Below are 8,533 nucleotides of genomic sequence, written 5' to 3'. Positions count from 1 at the left end.
TCCGTCGAGTCTTTCCTCAATCGGCATTTGGAACACCGTCCCATGAAGCTCGCCCGCCCTTTATGCATTTCGTTAGCTTTCTTACCCGCCCACGCAGCCTTTGCTGATAGCACGGCTTATCCGCTTACGCTGACTAATTGCGGCGTAGAAATCACGTTTGATGCACCCCCCGAGAGTACGGTAACGGTCGGCCAGTCTGCGACCGAGGTGCTATATCGCCTGGGGCTTGCCGATAAAGTGAGCGGCACGTCAGTCTGGTTTAATCCCGTGCTGCCCGAATTCAGCGATATAAACAGCCGCATTGAGCGTATTGCCGATAACGACCCAAGCTTTGAGTCTGTGGTGAACAAGCGGCCTGATCTCGTCGCGGCTCAATACGAGTGGCACGTAGGCCCTACCGGCAGCGTAGCCACCCGCGAGCAGTTTCATGAGCTGGGCATCGCCTCTTACATCATGCCTGCCGATTGCGATACCAAAGACAATGCGACCGGCGGTGACGGTACCCGGGTGGCGGCATTCTCAACCGACTCAATTTATAAAGGCGTTCACGAGCTGGCGGCTATTTTCGACGTGCAGAGCGGGGGCGATACGCTAGTGGCCGATTTGCAGACCCGCGAAGGGCGCGCTATCGAACAGGCGACTAGCCTTGCACTACCCGACGATCTGTCGGCCGTGTTTTGGTTTTCCTCTTACGATTTAGCGGCCGCCCCCATCGTTGCCGGTCAGTTGGGGGCGCCTGGCTATATGATGGAGCAACTCGGTATCCAAAACGTGGTTACCTCTAATGAAGAATGGCCGACCGTAGGCTGGGAGTCGATTGCTCGGGCTAATCCTGACGTTATCGTGGTGGCACGCATGGACCGGCGCCGCTACCCAGGCGACGACCTGGCCACCAAACTTGAGCTTCTACAAAGCGACCCGGTTACTCGCGAAATGGACGCCGTGAAAAACGGCCGCATTGTGGAAATGGATGCCCATGCGATGAGTGCCACCATGCGCAGCATTTATGGCCTTGAGTCTCTTGCCCAAGCGTTATCGACCATGTCATTTAACTAATGCCTATCGCACTAAAGCGATCATCCACGGAGGGCTTTTGGTGGCGCTGGCTATGGTTAACGCCGCTTGTGCTGTTTATAGCGCTAATGGCGGGCACCGCGATTGGTGAGACATCTATTCCTATTGAGACGATTTTCAAAGTGCTGGCTAATCAGCTGTTCGGGGCTGACTATGTCGTTGATCGCATTGATGCCGGCATTATTTGGAACTATCGGCTTAGCCGCGCCATTGTTGCCGCCTGCTGCGGCACGGGTTTGGCCTTAGCGGGGGTGGTGCTACAAGCCCTGTTGCGCAACCCTCTCGCCGACCCTTATCTCATGGGCATATCGGCCGGGGCTTCCACCGGCGCGGTCGCCGTAGCGGTGGCGGGCGTTGGCGCAGGCGTTATAACGCTTTCGATTGGCGCTTTCGCGGGCGCGGGATTGGCGTTCGGCTTAGTGATACTGCTTGCCCATGCGGCAAGCAGTGGCACCGGCGGCGGGCGTGGCATTCAGGCGGCGGGGGCTATTATCTTAGCGGGCATTGCGGGCTCGCAGCTATTTAATGCGCTGACCGCTTTCATTATTACTAAATCGGCTAGCGCTGAGCAGGCCCGTGGAATCATGTTTTGGCTACTGGGCAACCTTTCCGGCGTGCGCTGGGACAATGTTTGGATGGCAGTTCCCGCCGCGCTGTTTGGCCTTATTATTTGCCTATGGCACCGGCGAGCCCTGGATGCCTTTACCTTCGGCACCGATAGCGCGGCCTCCATGGGCATTGCCGTGCGGCCGGTGCGCGGCCTACTGATTACCACGATGGCGCTGGTGACAGCGATCATGGTGTCTATGGTAGGGGCCATCGGCTTTGTGGGCCTGGTGATTCCGCATGCCATGCGCTTTATTGTCGGCAGCCGCCATACGCGGCTGGTGCCTGCCGCGGCGCTGGCGGGCGCTGTATTTTTGATTTTTTCAGATATCCTTTCACGCATTTTGGTCACAGGACAGGTGCTACCGATTGGCGTCATCACATCGCTTATTGGCGCGCCGGCCTTTGCTCTTATCCTGATACGCGGGACAAGGACACGATGAAAATCACCGCCGAACAACTCACCTGGCGCGTTCACGGCAGCCAGCTCCTGACGGACGTTTCGCTGTCGGTATCGCCTCGCCAAACCTTTGGCCTGATTGGCCCCAACGGTTCAGGCAAAACCACCCTGCTTCGGCTTCTCGCGGGGCTGCGCAAACCGAAGCAAGGCCGAGTGCTGCTGGGTGATCGGCCGATGGATACCATGCGTCAGCGAGATATCGCCCAATCGGTTACGTTAGTAGAACAGCAGGCGGAAACCACTGATCGCATCAAGGTGCGCGATGTCGTGGCGCTTGGCCGTACGCCGTTTCTGTCAGCGCTGCGCCCCTGGTCCCACCAGGATGAGCTGATTGTGGCGCAGGCGCTAAAGGATGTGGATATGCAGCATATGGCTGACCGTTTTTGGCACACGCTGTCAGGCGGCGAACGCCAGCGTGTGCATATTGGCCGCGCCCTGGCTCAGCAGCCTAAAATTCTGCTGCTTGATGAGCCGACCAACCATTTAGACATTCGCCATCAGCTTTCGATTCTTGAGCTGGTCAGGCAACTACCGATCACGGTGATTATTTCTCTTCACGATCTTAACCACGCCATGGAGTGCGACCGAATAGGCGTCATGGAGGGTGGCCGTTTGGTTGACACCGGCCCACCTCGAGACGTGCTGACACCTTATCGCTTACGTCAGACGTTTGGCGTTTATGCTGATATCTTCGCCGACCCCATCGACGGCAGCCAGGTGATGCGTTTTCGTAGCGCCGTTTAATAACAGCCTGCGACTTAAACACTTACCTAAAAAACTCCCAGACGACGCTGTGCTCAGTGCCCATGCTCCACAGCAGCACCGTAACGACGAGGAGTGCTTCTAGCACCAAGACACCGATCCCCAATGTCTTGATTGAAAGAATGAATCCACGCTGATGACTAATGCCTAGAAAACTGGGCGTCCCTCTGTAGAGCAGGTAGCCGGAATACACCAGCCCAATCACCATCCCCAGCATACAGAGCCAGAAAACCGGATATAGCGCAAAAACCCCGCATATAAACATGGGGGTCGCAATGTAGCCCGCAAAGATAAGGCAGTCGCGGCGACTGGGGCGCTGCTCTATATCGCGAGCCATCCAATAGATCACGCTACCTACAATGCCAACGGCCAGCAGTATCAGCGCATAAAAAGCCACGCCTAGCGCAATGCCGTTTGAGAGAGACACTTTATAGGTGTCACTGCCGCCATAGGTCCAGCCAACCTGAGTGGTACCAATCAGTGCGCAGATGACGGGGATAGCGGCAAGCAAAAGAACGTGGTGAGCATAAAGATGGGTGACCGTTTCATGCTCGCCACTGATCTTATGCCATTCTCGTTCAGGATGATGGAGGAGCCCCCAAACATGATGGATCATAACGACCTCCCGTTTTTGCAGATGCAATATCGATAGGATCATTCATTAACCGACCGGGCCAGCAGTGGTCCGCATCAATATTCAGTGTAGGCCAAGAATCAGGTGTGAAGGGGTTTATCACGGAGGGTTTTAGAAATAGATTATCCGTTGATGGGCACAAACACCGGTGCGCCATCCACCTCAACCACCGTTAACCGCTGGCGATACAGCTTTTCCAATGCGCTAGGCACCAGCATGCTATCCCGCGTGCCCCAACAGGCCTCGCCATTAGGATAAAGCAGCAGCACATGGTCGCACCAACGGGCCGCTAAGTTGAGATCGTGCAGACACATCATTACCGCATGGCCGGAAGCGGCCTGCTCGGCCATAAGCTTCATCACTGAGCTTTGATGATGAAGATCAAGATGATTCGTGGGCTCATCGGCCAGCCACACGCTAGGTGCCTGCGTTAGCACGGTGGCAATCGCCACGCGTTGGCGCTCGCCGCCCGAAAGCGTGCTGACCAAGCGGTCACGTAAATGCGCCACGTCTAAGCGCTGCAGCGCTTCTTCCGCACGCTGATAGTCCGCGGCGCCCTCCATTTGCCAAGCCGATAGGTACGGATGACGCCCAATCAGCGCGGTCTCTAACACAGACGCAGGAAAGCCATCCTGGCGATCCTGAAATATCAGCCCCAAGCGCTGTGCAATATAGCGGCGGCGTTGTTGACGCATGGGCTGTCCATTCAATTCAACCTCGCCGGACCGGGGCGCATGCAGCCCCGCCAACGTATGCAGCAGCGTCGTTTTACCCGCGCCATTGGGACCCAATACACCCCAACGCTGACCGGGCTGAATGGTTATATTAAGCGGCGTACCGCTTTCTCTACCGGGCACATCGATGATGAGGTCATGGGTAGAAAGTACGCTCATCAGCGGCTCCGATAGAGCAGAAACAAAAAGGTAGGAACGCCCAGTAGCGCGGTGATCACCCCGACCGGCAGCTGTTCTGGCGCAATCATGGTGCGCGCCAGCGTGTCGGCCAGCACTAGCAGCGTGCCACCGGCTAACGCGCAGGCAGGCAGTATCAGCCGCTGATCATTACCCAACAGCAAGCGCAGCATATGCGGCACGACCAAGCCCACAAAACCAATACTACCGGCGGTTGTCACTGCCGCCGCCGTCAGTAAGCTGGCGGCAACGTAGATACACCACTCAAGCGGCTTGACCGCAACGCCCAGTGCGGCAGCCTGCTGCGGACCACGCGCCAATACGTTTAAGCTGCGCCCAAGCGGAATCAGCACCACGCAGATGGCTAATAGCAGCAGTAGCGGCGGCCACGGCGTTCGGGCGTAGGAAAGATCGCCCATCAGCCAATAGAGCATTCCCGGCAGTCGTTCGGCCGGGCTTAAGGCCAACATCAGCGTAATCACCGCGCCCCACCCCGCCGCGACGACCACCCCCGTGAGCAGCAGTCGAGAAGGTGTCCAACTACCGCTGCCGTGCGCCAGCCCAAATACCAGAAAGGTAGAAAACAGCGCGCCGCCAAATGCCGAGCTTGAGATGGCTAATCCCCCTAGCCCTGCTAACATGGCCGCCAGCGCGCCAATCGAGGCACCACCAGAAAGCCCAAGCACATAAGGATCGGCCAGAGGGTTTCGCAGTAGCACCTGCATTAACGCCCCAGCTACCGCTAGCAAACCACCCACGGCAAAGGCCGAAAGCGCGCGAGGCAAGCGCAACTCTAGCACCATGATCCGCGCCAAGGCATCGCCCTGCCCGCCATCGCCCGTCACCACAGCCCAAATTTGTGCGGGGGAAATCTGCGCACTGCCGACACCCAGTGCTACCAGCAGCGCACCCAGCGCCGCTAGCAGCAATAGGCCCAGTGGCAGGCCCAGGCGCGTTAGCATTAAGTATTCCTGCGCTTTTGACGGGCGATATCAAGCTTCTCACAGAGCAGCTGAGTGCCCTCCATGAGGCGTGGCGTGGGGCGCTGTATGAGCGATGGCGGTACGAAAAACAGGTTATCTTCAGCCACGGCCATCAGACTAGAATACTGCTCCCAGTGCGTGAGCCAGTGACGATTTTCCTCTCCCATACCGCCGGCAACAATGACTTCAGGGTTAGCGGCAAGCACGGCTTCATCGTCGATGCGTGGGACAAGCCTCGACTGCCCGCCGAAGACGTTAACACCGCCACACATTGTGACCACTTGGCCAATAAGGTGCTGATCATTAACGCTCATCAATGGTTCATCCCACACCTGGTAGAACGTCGGCACCGGGTCGCGCTCGCTGTAGCGTTCGGCAAGCTCGGTCATGGTCGCGCGGAAATTATCGGCAACGGCCTGCCCGGCAGCTTCAGTACCGGCCAAGCGTGCCAAGCGTTCTATGGCGCTGGCCACGCCTTCCATACTGCGTGGCTCAATGTAAAACACCGGCATCCCCAGTGCTTTCAGCGTTTCAAGCTGCTCTGCCGGGTTGCCTGTTACCCAGCCGATCACTAGATCGGGCGCCAGACCTACCAGCGCTTCTAAATCAATGCGGGTATGGCTACCTACCGAGACCACGTTTTTAGCATCAGGCGGGTAGTCGCTGTAAGACACCACTGCCACCACTTGGTCGCCGGCACCGGCTGCGTACGTCAGCTCAGTCGCCCCCGGCGAAAGGGTAGCAATACGCTTAGCAGCCGAGTGAAGGCACACCTCACGGTCACGGTCATCGATTGCGCAGCGCGCAGGGTTATCGGCGTACGACGCTACCGATGCAACCAACAGCGCGAGGCCTAAGGCCCCGCACAGTCGGTGATTTTTCCTATTGGCCAAAGTGCACACTCAAAAATCCTGCTCGGCCTGCGTTAATGTAGTCCGCGCCGTCAAAGGAACGCGTGGTGATGTAGTCTTGATCCAGCGCATTTTCAACCGTCACACGGGCGCTCCAAAGCGGAGTGAACTGCCAGCCTGCACGAAGGTTAACAAGCCCATAGCCACTAAGGCGATCGTTATTTTGCGCATCACGATAGCGATGATTTTGCACTACCCACGAGCCTCCCAACGACCACTCGCCCAGCTCGCGATCAGCATCTAAGCGCACACTTTGCGTGGCGCGATTTTGTAGACGATTACCTGTCAGGCGATTTTCCGGATCGGTATAGGTCAATGCGGCGGCCAGCGTCCAATCATTAATCTCAACGCCACTTGCAAGCTCAGCACCGCGAATGCGTGATGTGGGCACATTGAACTGAACACCCTGCCCTGCGATCAGGTTATCGATATCCGTTTGATAGATGGCCGCATCCCAGAACCAGTTTGCATACTGGCCGCGCACGCCGACTTCAATTGATTCAGACGTTTCCGACTCTAAATCAGGATTGCCAAAGCCAGGGAAATATAGCTGGTTATAGGTAGGCGCATTAAACGCCGTCCCGTAGCTCGTGCGTAACGTATGATGGCCATCTAAGTCATAACCCAACCCCAGGCTACCCGTTACTTCATTGCCATAGGCTTCGTTATCGTCAAAGCGCAGGCTGGCCTGAAGCATAAACGGCGAAAAATCCAGCAGCGCCTGAGAGAAAACAGCGGCGTTGCTGCGGCTATTTTCATCGTATGCCGTCGTGCCGCTTACCCTGTCTTCGCTGTACTCAGCGCCGGCGATTAGCTCATGCACTCCCGCCGTGAAGGTGTTTTCCCAGCGAGCGGTACGCACTTTGGTATTAAAGACAGACTCCCCTGAATCAGCGACGTTATCGCTTTCATCCCGGGACTCGCTGAGCGTCAGTCGACTCCGCCAGTTGTCCATCAGCGGTAGCTCGCCATAGACACCCGCTACCTGCTGGACAAAATCGTTCTCACCGCCGTCATATTCATTGTTACCGCGCGCACGAAGCGCCAGTACGCCCATTTCCGCGCCGCTTTCAAACGTATGCGAAACGCGCGCCAGCGCGGACGTATTGTCGTAACCTTTGTCGTCGCCACTCCTGCGCACAGGCTGGCCATCGGTGTTGAAATGACTGCCGGCAAAGCTATAGCGCGTGCCGCCTTCGCGACCGCTCACGCCAGCACTTAGCCGCTGGGTATTGAAAGAGCCCCCGCCTACCGATATACGCGGCTGCGGCCCCTCTTCATCGCCTTGCGGCGTAAAGAGCTGAATGACGCCACCAATCGCATCGGCACCGTAAAGGCTGCCGCGCGGGCCACGTACAATTTCCGCACGATCAAACATGCGCGGGTCAAGATACGACCACGCTGCACCGCCGCTAGTGGCAGAACGTAAACGGATACCATCAATTAACAGCACGTTTTGGCCGCTACCGGTGCCACGAATAAAGACGCTGCTGTTTTTGCCGAAGCTGCCATTGGAAGATACATCAACGCCCGGCTGGCCGCGGAGAAGATCGGTAATGCTGGTAGGGTCCTGGCGGCGAAAAGTCGCTTCGTCTATCACGGTTACCGACGAAAGGCTTTCATTAGCCGTACGCGGGGCCAGTGCTGCGGTGACCACAACAGGGTTAAGTGACTCAGCCGCTGTCGGCGTATTTTGCGCCGTGGATTGGGCCTGAACAGCCAGCGGTAGCGCAGACATAGCTAACGCCGCAAGCGTTGCGGTGGTATTAGAGCGATGGTTCATGTGAGATCCCTTGCGCGTCGTGCTCACCCGCACAACGTATTTTTTTTGGCCGAGCGCAGGGCATAACTAGGCATAGCAAGGCAATAACGGTCGCACTGCATGATCACATCATGCCGCCGTCAACCACCCTGAGAGCGCCCACCGCGTCTCGGTATAGTTTGGTTCTGTTGAACCGCTACTCTCGGGCCGGTCTCCGGGCTGACGAGCGAAAGGCGGGCCTAACAAGGCCCACTCATTTCTGAACGACCACCTTCCCATGCCAAGGCACAGTGGCGTTTTAGCCGTTCTTATCTCGATCACCGTTGCGGGGGCAGCGTTGGAATCACGCAAGGCGTTCACCAACTTCCCGTTTCACTAGCGGCTTTTATACCGCCAGCACCTGAGAGTGCGCGTAAGCTAGCAACTTGCT

8 protein-coding genes and 1 riboswitch are annotated in these 8,533 nt (G+C 57.3%); of the genes, 3 read left to right on the top strand and 5 right to left on the bottom strand.

All coding sequences use genetic code 11. The features are described from left to right. The first annotated feature begins 42 nt into the window (after positions 1 to 42). From ACT3TR_RS14755 to ACT3TR_RS14745, 3 genes are read left to right on the top strand one after another with little or no spacing between them, the layout of a single operon-like run. Positions 43 to 1,056: an ABC transporter substrate-binding protein gene (locus ACT3TR_RS14755; protein ID WP_444625668.1), complete on the top strand. Its 1,014-nt coding sequence runs from the start codon at positions 43 to 45 to the stop codon at positions 1,054 to 1,056. Next, entirely contained in the window at positions 1,056 to 2,123 is a 1,068-nt protein-coding gene (locus ACT3TR_RS14750) for a FecCD family ABC transporter permease (RefSeq protein ID WP_444625669.1), read from the top strand. The genes ACT3TR_RS14755 and ACT3TR_RS14750 overlap by 1 nt, the downstream gene beginning before the upstream one ends. Next, entirely contained in the window at positions 2,120 to 2,884 is a 765-nt protein-coding gene (locus ACT3TR_RS14745) for an ABC transporter ATP-binding protein (RefSeq protein WP_444625670.1), read from the top strand. Before ACT3TR_RS14750 ends, ACT3TR_RS14745 begins: the two co-directional genes overlap by 4 nt. 22 nt (positions 2,885 to 2,906) lie before the next feature. On the opposite strand, the gene ACT3TR_RS14740 is transcribed toward ACT3TR_RS14745, so the two are convergent. From ACT3TR_RS14740 to ACT3TR_RS14720, 5 genes are all read right to left on the bottom strand, one after another. Then, the gene (locus ACT3TR_RS14740) at positions 2,907 to 3,518 is read right to left on the bottom strand and encodes a Yip1 family protein (protein ID WP_096279431.1); all 612 of its coding nucleotides are present in this window, start codon (positions 3,516 to 3,518) and stop codon (positions 2,907 to 2,909) included. A 140-nt stretch (positions 3,519 to 3,658) separates the two neighbouring features. Continuing rightward, positions 3,659 to 4,429 (bottom strand): ABC transporter ATP-binding protein, encoded by a 771-nt coding sequence (locus tag ACT3TR_RS14735; RefSeq protein WP_444625671.1) that lies wholly within the window; start codon positions 4,427 to 4,429, stop codon positions 3,659 to 3,661. Further along, positions 4,429 to 5,409, bottom strand: a complete 981-nt coding sequence (locus ACT3TR_RS14730; protein WP_444625672.1) for a FecCD family ABC transporter permease — start codon at positions 5,407 to 5,409, stop codon at positions 4,429 to 4,431. The genes ACT3TR_RS14735 and ACT3TR_RS14730 overlap by 1 nt, the downstream gene beginning before the upstream one ends. Further along, positions 5,409 to 6,332 (bottom strand): cobalamin-binding protein, encoded by a 924-nt coding sequence (locus tag ACT3TR_RS14725; protein ID WP_444625673.1) that lies wholly within the window; start codon positions 6,330 to 6,332, stop codon positions 5,409 to 5,411. Before ACT3TR_RS14725 ends, ACT3TR_RS14730 begins: the two co-directional genes overlap by 1 nt. Further along, positions 6,313 to 8,124 (bottom strand): TonB-dependent receptor domain-containing protein, encoded by a 1,812-nt coding sequence (locus ACT3TR_RS14720; RefSeq protein ID WP_444625674.1) that lies wholly within the window; start codon positions 8,122 to 8,124, stop codon positions 6,313 to 6,315. The genes ACT3TR_RS14725 and ACT3TR_RS14720 overlap by 20 nt, the downstream gene beginning before the upstream one ends. Positions 8,125 to 8,291: 167 nt before the next feature. Further along, positions 8,292 to 8,522, bottom strand: a riboswitch (cobalamin riboswitch). Positions 8,523 to 8,533: the final 11 nt, after the last annotated feature.

The organism is Halomonas sp. AOP12-B1-6 (genome assembly GCF_052379225.1).
GTDB classification, from domain to species: Bacteria; Pseudomonadota; Gammaproteobacteria; order Pseudomonadales; family Halomonadaceae; genus Vreelandella; species Vreelandella casei.
This window is presented reverse-complemented; position numbering and strand designations above follow the sequence as displayed.

Bases quoted from the DNA above. Each gene is read 5' to 3' on its own strand.
- ACT3TR_RS14730 (WP_444625672.1), bottom strand. From the start codon at position 5,409: ATGCTAACGCGCCTGGGCCTGCCACTGGGCCTATTGCTGCTAGCGGCG.
- ACT3TR_RS14755 (WP_444625668.1), top strand. From the start codon at position 43: ATGAAGCTCGCCCGCCCTTTATGCATTTCGTTAGCTTTCTTACCCGCC.
- ACT3TR_RS14750 (WP_444625669.1), top strand. From the start codon at position 1,056: ATGCCTATCGCACTAAAGCGATCATCCACGGAGGGCTTTTGGTGGCGC.
- ACT3TR_RS14745 (WP_444625670.1), top strand. From the start codon at position 2,120: ATGAAAATCACCGCCGAACAACTCACCTGGCGCGTTCACGGCAGCCAG.
- ACT3TR_RS14720 (WP_444625674.1), bottom strand. From the start codon at position 8,124: ATGAACCATCGCTCTAATACCACCGCAACGCTTGCGGCGTTAGCTATG.
- ACT3TR_RS14740 (WP_096279431.1), bottom strand. From the start codon at position 3,518: ATGATCCATCATGTTTGGGGGCTCCTCCATCATCCTGAACGAGAATGG.
- ACT3TR_RS14735 (WP_444625671.1), bottom strand. From the start codon at position 4,429: ATGAGCGTACTTTCTACCCATGACCTCATCATCGATGTGCCCGGTAGA.